The organism is Paenilisteria newyorkensis, assembly GCF_000766145.1.
Taxonomy (GTDB): Bacteria; Bacillota; Bacilli; order Lactobacillales; family Listeriaceae; genus Listeria_A; species Listeria_A newyorkensis.
In genome coordinates this window covers 59,109-74,163 of record NZ_JNFB01000024.1, presented here as the reverse complement: position 1 = coordinate 74,163, position 15,055 = coordinate 59,109, and the positions used below count along the sequence as shown (strand labels likewise).

The window sequence follows — 15,055 nt, the reverse complement described above, 5'->3', positions numbered from 1 at the left end:
CTTATTTCTCCTCCCATATCGATTGGTATAACTCTATTAGCCGCCGTTCTTGTGTTGACCAGTTAAACATGGTTTGATGGTGAATGTAGCCATTATCACCTAAATATTTCTGTCTTTCTGGATTATTCAATAACAGTTGAATCTGTTTGGTGATTTCCTGTGGCTTTTGAGCATCTACGACAATGCCACTAGCTGTTTTCTTTACTAGCTCCCTATAGACTTCAAAATCAGATAAGATATAAGGCAACGAAACCGACATATATTCAAATATTTTTGTCGGTAATGAGCGCAAATAATTGTCTACAGGATGGAGTAGCGCTAAGCCTATATGCGATTTAGCATAGTACATCATCAACTCGCTTAAATCCAATCTACCAACAAGCGTAACCTCTTGTTTCAAATCATACTTCCTCTGAAAATTCGTTGCATAAGTTTCCAGCCTCGCAGGTACTTGTCCAATAATCAAGAGTTGAAATGTGTATCCTGTCTTTTTTAACAAGCGTGCTACCTCCAACATTTCTTTAAATCCACGAATTTCATGAATCGCACCTGCGTAGATTAATGTTGGTATCTCATATTTCTCAGCAGATACAGGCTGTTGCAAAAAAGGATAGTTATAAACATCGACTTGCACTGTTGAAACGTCTCTATAATTTTCTTTATAGTAAGCTTCTGCAAAAACGATAGCACTGACTTTCTGAAGCATTCTCTTTTCCAAATATGTCGCTAGGTGTAGGAATGGTTTAGCAATTGGGTACCTCGCGATTTTTTTCGATTTTAGCACAGCCGGAAAATCCTCATGCATATCAAAAACAACTTGTTTTTTGTGGAAAATTTGAAGTATATAGCCAAGTGGTAATAATTCGGGGTCATGTAGATGGATTATGCTAGCTGATGATTTCCTGGCGATGTTAAAAAACGTCCACCATGTTTGGAATCGTTTTCGCTTGCTTGTTTTAGATAAGGTTTTCACCGTTAAATTTGAAATTTCATGGTGATACGTTCGATTGCTTTCCATCGCGTAAAGCGTCACTTCGTAACCAGCATTCGCCAAACTAATAGCTTCTCGGTGAAAAATACGTGTATCATTCCACGGATGGACAGAGCTCATGATTAATACTTGTTTCAACTTTCGGACACTCCTTTATTTTTCAATTGTCGAAGGATGCTTCGTTGTGTGATACACACCAGTAAGCCGTAAACTATGATGCCAACTATTACTAGAATAAAGAACGCAGCGCTAGATTCCATACGCCATTGCATACGCAGTAAATAAAGAACAATCCCCATCACGACTGCATTCACGAGCGTTATAATATGTTGCTTCAGTAAGGTATGTTTTGGGTCTATTTTCCCCACTCGCTTTTCTAATAATCGATAGACAACTAATCCCGATACAATATTCATCACGCTTGGAATCAGAATCACCGCATAAATACCAAAGAACGGCGTCAATACCAACAGCAATATAATATTGATACCTATTGTCACAAGGGAAATACGAGAAGGTGTTCGGGTATCTTCCAAGCAAAAATAGACACGGTAAACAAAATCCCGCAAAACCAAACCTGGCAATCCGATACTAATTATCGTCATAAAAAAAGTCACTTGCGCGGTATCCTCCGCCGTAAAAGCTCCTCTTTGGAATAATAGAGCTGTAAGTAAATCCCCGACAATGATCATACCCACAACAAGCGGAATAACGAGCATATTGGCCACCGTCACATAGTTGATAAAGAGCTGCTTTCCTATCTTGATTTGCTTATTAAAAGCGCGAGACATCGTTGGGTAAACAAGCGTCAATATATTAACGATAATAACTGCTTGAATAATACTCACTATCTGGTTGGCATAACCTAATGTCGCTACATAACCTTGTCCTAAAAAGCCCGCCAAAGTTATCGAAAAAATTAACGAAATCTGAAACACAATCGAGTTGAAAACCACTGGTCCTGTTTGACGCATCAGTTTCCGAAAAGCATTATTCTTCCATTGCAATTGAAAACGGAAAGAAACACCTTTATTTTTGATAATGAGGAAGATACATTCCAATAAAAAGGAAGCTGTTAAGAAAAAACTAACACCGATAATCGAAGGGTTAGATGCCATGACAACGTAAGTAGCACTGAAAATCGTACTGCATAATATCGCTACTTTCGGCGTAACAAAGTCATTATCCACTTGTAGGAATGCTGTTAAAATAGCGGTTAATACACGAAAAATCTGTGCGATACTCAAAATCATAATGATTAAGAGTGTCCACTGCATCGTTTCAGATAATAGTACATCACTTTGTAAAAGAAATAGTGTCCCCCCTGAACCAAACAGGACAAGCAACGAGATACTTAACAAAAGAGTACTAATGTAGGTATTCAGCGCGCTTTGTATGACTAACTCATTCGTCCTTCTCGTTAAAAATGGTATCAGGACCACAGTGATAGCCGGTATTGCTAAATTGGTAATAGATACGGTGTAGGTATTCGCCAAATTGTAAGCATCTACCTCTGTACTGACACCAAAACCTTTCGCAATGAATATATTTTTTACTAATCCGACAAATTGAATCGATATGGTGAGCAATGTCATCCACAGGAAGGACGTTAATAGCTTATTTTGAATTAGAATGCACCTACTTTATTTCATAATAATCGCTGTAATTGTTTCTCATAAAAATCAGTTGTTTTGTGTGCAATTTCTTGCCACGAAAAGTTTTGCTGTACGGAATACAAAGCTGCATGCCCCATTCCTAGACGAATATTATCATCTTCTAATATACTTAAGACACCTTCCGCAATAGCTGTTTCTGACTTAGCAGGAATGAGCACTCCTGTTTTATTTTGCTTAATAATTTCCGGAATGCCACCAACTTCGGTACCCACAAGTGCCTTTCCACATGCCATTGCTTCTAAACCTGCGATACTCGTTGCTTCCATCAATGAAGGGAGTACGACCAGATCCGCCGCATTAAAATAGTAAGGCATCTCTGGATTCGCAACACCTGTTACAAGACTTACTTTGTCATCCCAGCCGTTCTCCTTCACGAAATCACGAATTATTTGTTCCTGACTCCCGCTCCCTACCATCAAAATTCGAATATCCTCATTTTGCGTGAGCATCATTGAAATAGCTTTCACGAAATACAAGACACCATTTTTCTCTTCTAATCGTCTAGCAATCATCACAACTTTATTCTCGTTTTTATAACCAAGCCTCGCGCGCATTGTTTCTCGCTTATCCTGATCTGGGTAAAACTTCGTCGTGTCTACTCCATTGGAAATCGTCAGCGCTTGTTTCATGGGAAAAACCGTAGAGATTTTTGCCGTTAACTCAGTACTTGGTGCAATCACACCATCCATATGCCCCAATAAAAATCGGAACCTAGCAAATCGCTGTTCTTCATACCAGTGAAGGAAAGTGGAAGAGTGATTCGTAAATATTTTCACGCCGTCAAACGGAATCTTGGTAATCATCGAATCTGCAATTAGCTTGTGCCAATGAATGACTTGGTAATCATCTTTGGCTAGCAACTCTTTGATTTTTTTACGACCTCTGTACATAAATTGCAAGGCTCGAATTTTCCGTTTTTCACTGACTCGTACGCGTATTACTCGAATCGTATCGACCATCTCTTCTTCTGGTAATGCACCGCTAGGATCGTATATTTTAGTAAGCAAGACCACGTTATGGCCGAGTTTACTAATAGCCTTACTAATTTCTAGCACGTGTGCCGCAATACCACCAACTTGTGGATAAAAATCATCAGAGACCATCAATACATTTAATTTTCTAGGCATGCTGGTTTCTGTCATCTACTTCTCCACCTTCCATTCATAGAAAGCACTTCTGACTTGATCGTCATAGATTACTTTTTCAATCACACGTTCTTTAGGAATCGCAAAATAGACAGTTCCTTTTATCTCTTTATTACCTGGTATCAATTGTCCTAATTCACCTTCGACCGCGTAGTTAGCATGGTATTTCCCACTGGAATCCAATACACGAAAGGTACTCGCAGCAATCGGAATACTGTACTCTGTTATATTTTTCACTGTCACTTCCAGTTTCACCAATTTATTTCCTCCAAGTTTATCGCCCTTGGGAATATCTTTTTCGGCATTCTTTATTGCCCCTACTGTCATATCCAAACTTGATACATTCACCTTATTATCCTTTGGAAAAGAAGCTTGTGTTTGCTGCGTTTCTTTTGGTACGGTTACACTTTCATTCGCACATGCTGTTATAAAAATTACTGACAGAAATAGTAGTAGTATCGGTTTAAATCGTTTCATCTTTCGTCTCCATTCGTTTATCATATTGATTGAGTATGGCTAAAACAATTCCAAAACTAATCCAGATATAGCTTTTTTCAAGTGTTGTACTAGATGCAAACGCGATAAATGGGAAAGCAAGTGTTATCAATAGTGGAATGAGATATTTCACCTTTTTTTCTTTATTCTCTAACCAGTAACGCCAACTGCGATAGAAAAGGTAGAACAAAAAAGCCAATAAAAAGAGTAGCGATAGTAAGCCATAATTCGCCAGTACTTCCAAAAGAAAGTTATGCACAGATACAGCACCATCATTATTTTGCTCCTCTGCTGGAAAATATTTCGCTAACTCTATTTGAACATTCCCTGGACCAACACCCATAAAATAGCTTTCTTTTGCGGTTTGCCAAGTGTAATTCGTAATATCTAATCGTAAATCTGTGGAATTCGTTTTATCGGTATAGGTTTGATTCACTTGATTGATGGTATCTTGCATACCTGGTAACTGTAATACAAACGGGATACATAGCAACGCTAGTGCCCCCCAGCGCCACGAATAGCGTAATAAAAGCAGAAAGAGGATAACAAGGATTAGGACGAAGGCAATACGCGATTGAGTTTCGATGATAATATAAACGGCTCCTATAACCAACAAGCCTTTGTATAAGCTACCAATGATAGTTCTACTTTGCATATAGACCAGTGTAATCGGCAAAAATAGAGCTAGAAAAGAAGCCAAATCGTTTGGATTGAAAAATATTCCACTTGGCAAAAACTGTGCATTCCCAATGACATCTGTTAATCCCGACTTACTTAAATGTAGCCCCGTGTTGATTTCATATAACCCAATACCGATATTGACCGCCATAACACCGCTAGTAATCGTAACAAGCCATTCTATCTTCTTATCCGCTTTCAAGTAATAAATGGCTGTGAACAGGAGGTAAATCGCCTCTATCATAAAGTACACATTTCGAAACGCAATCCCCTGATACTCGGTCCAGATGATAGTGATAAGCGCGGAAGCTAACCAGCCAACAAGAAAAAGAAGCATTGTCCTTGTTCTTTTGCTCATCCAAGACCAGTCATCCCATGTGAGTAGAAATAGCGTTATTTGAACAGGTAGTAATAGTCGATAGAGAAACAAGCTTTCTAAACCTGGAATCGAAAGAATCGATCCAAAAAAAGAGGCAATAGCCAACATAAACCATGTCAATTCTGCGAGTTGCTTCAATGTGAAAAAGCAACTAAAAACAAAGATTCCTATAAGAAGCGGTACTATTAGCATTATTGAATAGAAGAAACTCAGCACCAGCGTCACTAGGAAGCCAAGCACAAAAATCATTTTTAAGATAAGTGTTCTATCCAACTCACATCTTCTCCAATCAATATTTGTATCGATAACCTTTACGATCATTTTTAGACACTACAACACCATTCAAAATACCACCGATAACATTCGCATCTGCAATTTCCAGATAACGCATCGCCTGCTTGATTTCACTTCGCTTCGTCTTTTTCACAAAAGCAACAAACAACACACCGTCACATAAAGAACTCAAAATTCGACTATCCGTAATTGGAAGTAATGGCGGGGCATCAATAATCACATAATCAAAGGTTTGTTTTGCCACCTCAATAAGTTGCCTCATCTCCGCCGAGTCCACCCATTCACTAGGATTAGGTGGCGCAATCCCCGTTGGCATCAGCTTTAAATTAGGGTGATGCGTATCTTGACAAGCTTCCTCAAGCTCTATTTCACCCATCAAATAATCGATTGTTCCTACGTTTTCGCTAACTTGCATATATTTACGCAAAGATGGCCGATGAAAGTCCACATCAATCAGAAGCGTCTTATTTCCTTTTTCTGCAAACACTTCCGCAATATTAGCACTCGCAAAACTTTTGCCTTCACTCATATTAGCTGATGTAATCATGAAGTTACGTATACCTTGTTTTTTCAACATAAACTGTAGGTTGGTTTGAATACTATTAAATTTTTCCTTGTAAAAAGAATTGTCTTTATTTTGTTTAAACTCATTGTATGTTTTCATTTATGAATGTATCTCCTTATTTTATTAATGGAATATCACCAACAAATTTCAATGATAGTTCGCTTAAATCTGACTCACCTTCAATATGATCGCGGAATAAATAGATACTAGATACAAAGATGAAATTAGCTATCATTCCAAGAACAAAAGCAATCAGCGTATTTAATAGAATATTAGGTGATGTTGGCTCTAGTGGGAGATTCGCTGGTTCTAAGACGATGACTTTATTATTGTCTACTAACTGCGGCAAGTCTTTTTTATACGTTGCGGTGATTTTGTCGACGATTGCACGTGCGCGGCTTGGTTCTCTATCTTCTACAGATACTTTAAATACTAAAGAGTCTTTATCTGATTGGATGTTGATTTTTTTTGACAATGCTTCATCCGTTTCGTCTAATTGTAGTTCGCTCCTTACTTTTCCTAGTGTACGCGAGCTTTTTAAAATCGTGTTAAAGGTGTTCGCCAACTGGATATTGGCTTTTAATTGTTCGGAGTACACCGCTGATTTTCCATCCTCTGATTTGACGTTAGTCGTAATGAAGATCTGCGCAGAAGAGGTGTACATCGGTTGGATATAATATTTGCTAATGCTAAATACCAGAACCATCGAAACAGTAGGGATAGCGATAAGCCACCAGATATTATTTTTAATTATTTTTAGGACGACGCTAAGTTCCATTGTTTTCAAATTCATCTATCTTACTCGCTTCCTTATACGCCACCGATTTTGAATACATTGGCTTTTTTTTCAGTCCATACATTGCGCGTATCAATAATACAGTCGCATGATTTTAAAAGTACATCGTAGTCGATATTAGAATGTTTTGTCATGATAATTGCACAATCGTAATCTGACATATTTCCTACTACCGACACAGGCCTCACTATTCGTCCTGCTTCATCACGGAAAATTGTTACAAACGGGTCTAGCACATCCAACTGAGCATCTGCTTGCTTTAATTGTTCGTAAACATGCAATCCTGGTGATTCACGTACATCATCAATATCGCTTTTATACGCCACACCGACTAATAATACTTTAGAAGTACTCAGTGCTTTTCCATGTCTATTAAGCGCTTGACTAGCTAATTCGACGACATGTTTTGGCATCGATGTATTAACTTGCTGAGCCAACTCGATAAAGCGACTGAAGAAATTCTTCTCCTTGCCCTTCCAATAGAGATACATTGGATCGAGCGGGATACAATGTCCGCCAACACCTGGTCCTGGATAAAATGGCATGAATCCAAATGGCTTTGTTTTTGCGGCATCAATAGCTTCCCAAAGATCAATTCCCAATTCTTCACAAAGCATCGACATTTCATTTATAAAAGCGATGTTGATACTGCGGAATGTGTTTTCTAACAACTTGGTCATCTCTGCAATTTCAGGTGTAGAAACAGGGACAATTGTATCAAAAGCATGGGCGTAGTATTGCTGACCTAGCGCTAAGCATTTTTCAGTCATACCACCAACCACTTTTGGCACTTGCTTCGGTTGAAATTGTTTATTCCCTGGATCGATACGTTCTGGAGAGAAGCAAATGAAGATATCTTCACCAATAACCCAGCCATCTTTTTCAAATTCACAAGCGATAAGTTCCCGTGTGGTTCCAGGATATGTCGTACTCTCTAAAACCAGAAGCGTCCCTTTGGATAGTACTGGCTTTAGCCTCGCCACTGTATCTTCTATATAGCTCATATTTGGTTCGTGAGATTTCGTAAGCGGAGTTGGAACACAAATACTGATGACATCGGCTGCTTTCAAAGTGGCATAGTCTGTTGTTGGTAGGAATTTATCATCCGCAATGACCGCTTGTACCCTATCTGTTGGAATATCAATGATGTGTGACTTCCCATCTGCTAGTTTCTCGATTTTTAGCGCATCAATGTCCACACCAATCACTGAAAAATCTGCTGTAGCGAGTTCCATTGCTAAAGGTAAGCCGACATATCCCATCCCGATAACACCTATTATGGCCTGCTTCGACCGTATTTTATCTGATAATATTGCATAACTACTGTCTTTTACGACTCCTGTTTCTATCATATTTTTGTATATCTCCAATCTGCTTCTATTAATTCAAATAACCGTTCTTTTCGACGCTTATCTGTCATATCCATGTAGCTACCTAGCAATGCTTGAATATTCTGGAGCTCTGAAGGAGATGGATGCCCCTCGCCAACCAAGATTTTTTCAAAAATTTGCGTATGTGCTTTTTCATCACTTTCGAATAGCTCTTCTCGCACCTTTTCACCTTGGCGAATACCAATAAAGTCAATTTGCACCGACTCACGATCTTTTCCCGTCAAGTCGATTAACTTGTAAATCACATCCATAATCTTAATCGGCTCCCCCATATCAAGCACGAAAATTTCGCCACCGTTCGTTATCATACTTGCTTGAATCACCAACTTACTCGCCTCTGGGATGGTCATAAAATAGCGTTCCATATCCGGATGCGTTAACGTTACTGGTTCATCGTTACAAATTTGTTCATAGAAAAGAGGAACCACGCTCCCGCTACTACCAAGTACATTACCAAATCTGACCACACAAAAAAGCGTTTTAGATTTCTGATTAAAGAGCTGGATAATTTTTTCCGCCATTCGTTTGGAAGCGCCCATAACCGTCGTTGGTTTTACGGCCTTATCCGTCGAAATCATGACAAATTTCCCCACGTTATATGTGTGCGCTACACTTGCAAGATTCCATGTACCTTTAGCATTATTAGCGATCGCTTCTGTTATATTTTTCTCCATCAGCGGTACATGTTTATGCGCCGCGGCATGATAGACGATATCTGGAGAATACTCGCTAAAAATTTCGGCCAATCGCTGTTCATTTTGAATGTCTGCGATACAAGAAATAATCTCTGTTTGGTGATTCATCTTTTGAAGCTCTCGGTGGATTTCATAAATACTCGCTTCGCCATGGCCAAGTAGCACCAGTTTTCTCGGGTGAGCATTCATGAGTTGACGTGTTATTTCAGAACCAATCGAACCGCCCGCGCCTGTTATTAAGATCGTTTTATTGGCTACTTCCTGCTCTACCATAAGATAATCCAGTTCGAATTCTGCGCGATCAATAATATCTTGATATGAAACAGCTCGCAAAGTTAATTTGTCTTTTTTAGAATGAATATCCTGCAATTTCGGTAAGACTTTCGTTTCCATTTTGTATTTCTGACATACCTCAAGTATGTGTTTTCGTTTACGGATTTCTAGAGACGGTATGGCAAGAAAAATACTCGTGATACTTTCATTTATGATTGTTTCTTCTAACTCGGAAAGTGCTCCAAGTCTCGGTACTTCCTGTAGTTGGACCTCTGGGCTATCGTCGAGAATACCGATAATTTGATAATTCATAGTTTCGTCTTTAGCAATGGTGTGGAACACATATTGCGCTGCTTCACCACCACCTATTATTAGCGTTCGTTTCAACACGGTATCAGTGCACCTCTTTATTATTTCATCATTTTTTGTTCTACAATTTATTTATCGTCTGGCGTTACTTCCCATGTGAAAACATCTTTCGTGATAGGGTACGTGTAACTCACACGATAGGGGACATGTTCTGTGGCAATAAAGTAGCTGTAACCTGTTAGGCTTTGTTTCGGGGGCATCTTCTCCACCATGTTTTCATAGGGATATACTTTTAAATCCTTCCCTTTGCTGTCGGTTACTCGAAGCTTCGTAGCATCGAATATTTGTTCTTCTGCTGCTATATTTTTCACCGTTACCTTTAGGCGGAGTATTTTTTCTACCGATTCCTTATCTTGATCACGTTCCTCTGTGTACGTTGCTTGATCTAAGCTTATTTTCCAACCTTTAGCTTCAACCCTTTCATGAAGTTGGTGAAATGGTTCCTTTACTTCATTTTTGCTACAGGCTGATAATAGTATTAAAATAGTTGAAAAGATAGTTATATTTTTAAATATTCGTTTCATTTTTAAGCCTCCTCAACCAGATGTTCATTCCTTTTATATCTTGCTCTCAGTTTCTTCGCATGACAGAAATACAAAATGGGAGGGAATCAAAATACATTGATTCCCTATAGCCCCATTAAAACTTATATCTCAAACTTTGCTGATAATTCGCTGTTCATGCGTTTATCACTATTCTTTGCTGCTGCCTGAACGTTTGTCGTACCTGGTGCAACATAACCGCGGAAGGATAGACTACCATCTGGATTTGTTGTCATTTGTGATGCTGAAATCGTACGTTTTGCAACGCCGCCTTCATAAATAACAACGGTTTCTGTTCCTTTTACAGCTGTACCAACGATGTAGTTACCATCCATACGTTCTAGTGTCGGCGCATCTAGTTTCGCAACAGCTGATTCTGTAACTTTAACTGTGGAAACACGCAATGCGTTGTATCCATTTGCGTCTTTGATTTCAATCTTCACTTCTGTTCCTAATGCTTGTTTACCAATAGATGATTGGAAAGTTCCGTCTGCTGCTATAGTACCCGTTTTCACTGCTACTCCGCCAATGCTTACACGGAAAAAAGTTGCTGATCCTGCTGTTACATGACCTTTTATGACATCATCATCTACTGTTAGTGGGCCCAGAACTGGTTTTTCATCGTTTATAATGTTAACCTTCACACGAGCTACTTCTACTTTTCCACTATATCCTACGACTTCTACCTCAGAGCCTTCTTTGATGAGGCCATTTGTTGCGATGCTGTATGTCCCATTAGTGATTTGACCTACTTTTACAATGGCACCATCAATAGATAAGCGAACACTATCAATGCCACTACCTACTGTTCCTGTGATTGTTGCTGTTGAAATACCTGCATCATTTGCTTTCAAAAGATTGGAAAGATCATCTTTTCCTGCTACTATCGCTGTTGCTATTTTTCCTTCTTTACCTTTTGCATCTACAGGACGTACTTCGAAAGTGACACCCGTGTTTAAGCCTAAGCCATATGTGTCAAACTTGTAATTACCTAAAGCGTCTGGTGTCGCACGTTTCACACGAACGCCATTCACGTAAAGAGATACGGTTGCTGTTCCAACGCTTACTTTACCTGTTACATAGCTATCTAAATACGTATATTTATCAATCGTTGGGGCATCTAAAACTGCATTTCGATTGTTTAATTGTTTTTGCGCTTCATCTAGATTTTTTTGTAGTTCTGCTTTTTTCGTTGGATCTGTGACAGCATCAACGACTTTTTGTGCTTTATCAATCGCTGCTTGATCTGTTGCATCTTTGATGGTTCCTGTCACGTCATCATTATTGAATAAATCTTTCACGCTTTTTTCCGCTACTTCTTGACGTGCTTTTTCTTCTGCTGCCGCTTTTCTCGCATCTAGTTGTTTTTGCGCTTCATCTAGATTTTTTTGTAGCTCTGCTTTTTTCGTTGCATCTTTGACAGTATCAACGACTTTTTGTGCTTTATCAATCGCTGCTTGATCGGTTACATCTTTGATGGTTCCTGTCACGTCATCATTATTGAATAAATCTTTCACGCTTTTTTCTGCGGCTTCTTGGCGTGCTTTTTCTGCTGCTGCTGCATTTTTCGCATCTAGTTGTTTCTGCGCTTCATCTAGATTTTTTTGTAGTTCTGCTTTTTTCGTTGCATCTTTGACAGCATCAACATCTTTTTGCGCTTTATCAATCGCTGCTTGATCTGTTGTATCTTTGATAGTTCCTGTCACGTCACCGTTATTGAATAAATCTTTCACGCTTTTTTCCGCGGCTTCTTGAGTAACCGTTGTTGATGCGCTCGATGTCTTACCATCTTTCGTAGCAGTTGTTGTTACGACCGTGTTTGCTGCTTGTTTCGGAATCGTCAAGCTATAGTTGCCGTCTGACCCTACTATTCCTGTTGCAATTGTTGTCGAGCCTGCTTTCACCACGATTGCTGCATTTGGTTCTGCTTTTCCTGAAACAGACACTGAATCTGTTGTAAGGGCGCTGATTGTTGTCGCCGCAATGTTTTTACCTGCTGCTACTGTTGTAGAAGCAGTTGAAGTTTTACCCGATTTTGTTGCTGTTGCAGTTACGGTTGTCCCTTCAGTCTGCTTAGGAATGGTCATGCTGTATTTACCATCTGATCCTACTGTTCCTGATCCGATTGTTTTTCCTTCTGCATCTTTGATAACAATCGCAGCATTTGGTTCTGCTGTTCCGGTTGCTACGGTTGCATCGGCTGTTAGTGTATCAATTGTTGTTGGCGTGATACCATCACGTATTACGGTTGTGTTTGCACTTGATGTTTTACCATTAGAAGTAGCTACAGCTGTCACAACAGTTCCTTCTGCTTGTTTCGCAATGGTTAAACTGTAAATGCCATCTGATCCAACACGACCTTTTGTCAATTCCTTACCATCTTGATCCGTTAAAACAATAGTTGCGTTTGGTTCTGCTGTTCCTGAAGCAGACGTGGAATCTGTCGTAAGGGAATTAATCGTTGTTTGATCAATACCATTACGTGCCACAATAGTCGATGCTGTGGATCTAAATTCCCCTAAAGAAGCTGTTGCCGTAAGAATCGTTCCTTCTGATTGTTTTGGAATCGTCAAACTATACACGCCATCTGATCCTACGCGACCTGTTGCCAGTTCCTTACCATCTGAATCTTTTACAACAAGTGTTGAGTTAGCCTCCGCTGTTCCTGAAACTGATGTTGACTCTGTGGTAACTTCGTTAATCGTTGTTTGATTAATTTCACCACGAACGACCGTTGTTTGAGCGATAGACATTTTTCCAGCTGATTTCGCTGTCACTTTTACAACTGTTCCTTCTGCTTGTTTAGGAATTGTGATGCTGTAGTTACCATCTGATCCTACTTTTCCAGATCCAATAATAGAATCATTTGCTGTGATTTCAATGTTGGCATTTGGTTCTGCTGTTCCGATTGCTACAGTTGACTTTGTTGTTAACGCTGCAATCGCTGTTTGTGCAATATCACCCTGTGTTACTGTTTCTGTTGCTGAAGAAGTAACTTCTCCAAGTGTTGCTGTTGCTGTTACTCTTGTACCAACGTCTTGTTGTAAAATAGTAATGCTATAGTTACCATCTGATCCTACTTTTCCAGATCCAATGACAGAACCATTTGCTTTGATCTCAATGTTTGCATTTGGTTCTGCTGTACCTGTTGCTTTAGTTGAATCTGTTGTTAAAGGTGCAATTGTTGTTTGTGCAATGGCAGCTTGTTTAATAATTGTTGTCGCAGAAGAGTTGCCAGCTGTTGCTGTTACTTGTGTTCCTGCAGCTTGTTTGGGAATTGTAATGCTGTAGTAACCTTCTGATCCTACTTTACCTGTTCCTAAAGTAGTTCCAGCAGCATTCTTAATAACGATTGTTGCATTTGGTTCTGCTACACCTGTTGCTTTTATTGAATCTGTAGTAAGCTCATCAATTGTAGTTTTAGCAATATATATATCTGAATAGCTACCGCCAAAAAGTTTTGCTGTTGTTTTACTTACAAATTGCGATTGGAATTGAGCACTGTTTGAAGTCAAATTCTTTTGACTTAAATTCCCTTTATCCCACCCAGATAAATCCAATGTTGCTGTTGTAAAGTCATTATAGCTACGTGTTGGTTCTACACTATTGGTTAAACCTGAATCCCAAGTTGATAGCCCTTTATCGGAATTGATATTAATTTTTGTTGAAGCTCCTGCATAGTTCGCAAAAACAGAACCTGTACTATTCGTATTTGTAATGGCAAAATTGGAACCGTTCTCAAATACTAATTTACCACCCGTTTGAACTGTTCCTTGTGTTCCTTTTGAAATCGCAGTAAAATCAGCCCCTGATTGAACTGTCAAGTTACCGTTTGTAATGGAAATACCTTCTTCAGCCGTACTACCTCCAGTAGCCTTAAATTTAGCCCCTGTTTTAACAAGCATATCTCCACCGTCTGCATAAATCGCTTGCTGATTTTGAGATGATAGTTCCATATTACCCGCTATAGAAATTTGTGCACTAGCACTAGTAGCATGGATAGTTTTATATCGTGAAGCCACTTTCACATCAGAATTTTTTTCTTGAGTTAGATTTCCATGTACCCAAAATGCCGAGTATCCGGGAGCTTCAACTGAGGAGACATCCATGGATGCGCCCTCTTTAATTAAAAGGTTTTTCCCTTCAAAAATTTCACCTGATGTGGAACTTCCTGTGTATCTCCCTTCTATAATAATTGTACCGTTAGCGTTATACATACATTGCTTACCACTAGAACTTACATTCTTAAAAGTGACCTCTACATTTGCAGCCACCGAATAGAAAAGCGTATAAATATTTTGATTAATTATTGTTAAGTCTTCTACGCGATTGACTGAATCTGCTTTCAAAAGTTGGATATCAAAATTGTTCATATTAATCGTATGCCCGTTACCGTATAAGTTTTTTTGTGTTTCTACGTTAATGCTTCCTGTTAATTTAATATCTGCTGTTAATTTAATGTCTGTTATAGTTTTACTTAATAATGCTGTTTTTAAATCAGCCAATGTCGCTACTTCAGTTGCGCCAGCAGGCACTGTTGATACGCTATTTGTTTCTGCTGCGAAGATGTTTGTTGGTAATACTGTAACTACTTGACTTGCCATAACAGTAGCGACTAGTAAAGCCTTAGCTGCTTGTTTCATTTTTTTTGTAGATAAAACGTTTTGATAATTTGTCTGTTTCGATTTCATGTAAAATTTCTCCCACTTTCTTATCTCTAGTTTTCGTCTCATTTAAATTAGTCTCTAACTTAGCGCCGTTACATA

General features: G+C 39.0%; 11 protein-coding genes. All 11 read right to left on the bottom strand.

Going from position 1 to position 15,055, the window contains the following annotated elements; genetic code table 11:
- Position 1: 1 nt before the first annotated feature.
- Complete coding sequence (locus EP58_RS09675; RefSeq protein WP_052171422.1) at positions 2-1,129, bottom strand: glycosyltransferase; 1,128 nt, start codon at positions 1,127-1,129, stop codon at positions 2-4.
- Positions 1,126-2,586, bottom strand: coding sequence for a murein biosynthesis integral membrane protein MurJ (gene murJ / locus EP58_RS09670; RefSeq protein WP_036092956.1), 1,461 nt, complete (start codon positions 2,584-2,586; stop codon positions 1,126-1,128). Before murJ ends, EP58_RS09675 begins: the two co-directional genes overlap by 4 nt.
- A gap of 53 nt (positions 2,587-2,639) precedes the next feature.
- Positions 2,640-3,809, bottom strand: coding sequence for a glycosyltransferase family 4 protein (locus tag EP58_RS09665; protein WP_036092954.1), 1,170 nt, complete (start codon positions 3,807-3,809; stop codon positions 2,640-2,642).
- Positions 3,810-4,289 carry a DUF4352 domain-containing protein gene (locus EP58_RS09660; RefSeq protein ID WP_036092953.1) on the bottom strand — a complete coding sequence of 160 codons (480 nt, stop codon included), beginning with the start codon at positions 4,287-4,289 and terminating at the stop codon, positions 3,810-3,812. It abuts the gene before it with no gap.
- On the bottom strand, positions 4,276-5,637 hold the full coding sequence (locus tag EP58_RS09655; protein WP_036092950.1) for an O-antigen ligase family protein: 1,362 nt from the start codon (positions 5,635-5,637) through the stop codon (positions 4,276-4,278). Before EP58_RS09655 ends, EP58_RS09660 begins: the two co-directional genes overlap by 14 nt.
- Before the next feature lie 16 nt (positions 5,638-5,653).
- Complete coding sequence (locus EP58_RS09650) at positions 5,654-6,322, bottom strand: CpsD/CapB family tyrosine-protein kinase (protein WP_052164967.1); 669 nt, start codon at positions 6,320-6,322, stop codon at positions 5,654-5,656.
- Positions 6,323-6,338: 16 nt separating this feature from the next.
- Positions 6,339-7,016: a YveK family protein gene (locus EP58_RS09645; RefSeq protein WP_036092948.1), complete on the bottom strand. Its 678-nt coding sequence runs from the start codon at positions 7,014-7,016 to the stop codon at positions 6,339-6,341.
- Between the two features lie 17 nt (positions 7,017-7,033).
- A complete protein-coding gene (locus tag EP58_RS09640) occupies positions 7,034-8,371 on the bottom strand; it encodes a nucleotide sugar dehydrogenase (protein ID WP_103034811.1) in 1,338 nt (445 codons plus the stop codon).
- Complete coding sequence (locus EP58_RS09635; protein ID WP_052164966.1) at positions 8,368-9,768, bottom strand: polysaccharide biosynthesis protein; 1,401 nt, start codon at positions 9,766-9,768, stop codon at positions 8,368-8,370. Before EP58_RS09635 ends, EP58_RS09640 begins: the two co-directional genes overlap by 4 nt.
- A gap of 47 nt (positions 9,769-9,815) precedes the next feature.
- Positions 9,816-10,271, bottom strand: a complete 456-nt coding sequence (locus EP58_RS09630; RefSeq protein ID WP_036092946.1) for a hypothetical protein — start codon at positions 10,269-10,271, stop codon at positions 9,816-9,818.
- Between the two features lie 122 nt (positions 10,272-10,393).
- Positions 10,394-14,980 (bottom strand): Ig-like domain-containing protein, encoded by a 4,587-nt coding sequence (locus EP58_RS09625; RefSeq protein WP_052171421.1) that lies wholly within the window; start codon positions 14,978-14,980, stop codon positions 10,394-10,396.
- Between the last annotated feature and the right edge of the window lie 75 nt (positions 14,981-15,055).

Coding starts and splice junctions, on each gene's coding strand:
- EP58_RS09630 (WP_036092946.1), bottom strand. CDS start 10,271: ATGAAACGAATATTTAAAAATATAACTATCTTTTCAACTATTTTAATA.
- EP58_RS09650 (WP_052164967.1), bottom strand. CDS start 6,322: ATGAAAACATACAATGAGTTTAAACAAAATAAAGACAATTCTTTTTAC.
- EP58_RS09640 (WP_103034811.1), bottom strand. CDS start 8,371: ATGATAGAAACAGGAGTCGTAAAAGACAGTAGTTATGCAATATTATCA.
- murJ (WP_036092956.1), bottom strand. CDS start 2,586: ATGACATTGCTCACCATATCGATTCAATTTGTCGGATTAGTAAAAAAT.
- EP58_RS09665 (WP_036092954.1), bottom strand. CDS start 3,809: ATGACAGAAACCAGCATGCCTAGAAAATTAAATGTATTGATGGTCTCT.
- EP58_RS09625 (WP_052171421.1), bottom strand. CDS start 14,980: ATGAAATCGAAACAGACAAATTATCAAAACGTTTTATCTACAAAAAAA.
- EP58_RS09660 (WP_036092953.1), bottom strand. CDS start 4,289: ATGAAACGATTTAAACCGATACTACTACTATTTCTGTCAGTAATTTTT.
- EP58_RS09645 (WP_036092948.1), bottom strand. CDS start 7,016: ATGAATTTGAAAACAATGGAACTTAGCGTCGTCCTAAAAATAATTAAA.